This window comes from Streptomyces sp. SID12501 (assembly GCF_010550245.1).
Classification (GTDB): Bacteria; Actinomycetota; Actinomycetes; order Streptomycetales; family Streptomycetaceae; genus Streptomyces.
Map to the genome: position 1 here is coordinate 1 of NZ_JAAGLU010000356.1, position 552 is coordinate 552.

The following is a 552-nucleotide window of genomic DNA, read 5'->3' on the forward strand; positions in this document are numbered from 1 at the left end:
GGAGACCTCGGCGCGCCCGTAGGCGGTGTCCGAGACCTTGTCGAGGGGCGCGTCGACGGCGAAGCCGTGGTTGTGCGCGGTGATCTCGACCTTGCCGGTGGTGCGGTCCTGCACCGGTTGGTTGATGCCGCGGTGGCCGTACTTCAGCTTGTAGGTGCCGAAGCCGAGCGCGCGGCCCAGGATCTGGTTGCCGAAGCAGATGCCGAAGAGCGGGGTCTTGCGGGCGAGGACGCCCTGCATGACGGAGACCGCGTGGTCGGCGGTGGCCGGGTCGCCCGGGCCGTTGGAGAAGAACACGCCGTCGGGGTTGACCGCGTAGATGTCCTCGGCGGTGGCGGTGGCGGGGAGCACGTGCACCTCGATGCCGCGCTCGGCCATCCGGTGCGGGGTCATGCCCTTGATGCCCAGGTCGATCGCGGCGACGGTGAACTTCTTCTCACCGATCGCGGGAACGACGTACGCCTCCTTGGTGGCGACCTCCGCGGCGAGGTCGGCGCCCTTCATCTGCGGGGCTTCCTTGACGCGGGCCAGCAGCGTCTCGTCGCGCACGCC

General features: G+C 70.1%; 1 pseudogene. It reads right to left on the reverse strand.

Annotation, left to right across the window (positions count from 1 at the left end):
- Window positions 1-552: pseudogene (locus tag G3I71_RS46195) on the reverse strand (carbamoyl phosphate synthase small subunit); the annotation flags it as partial.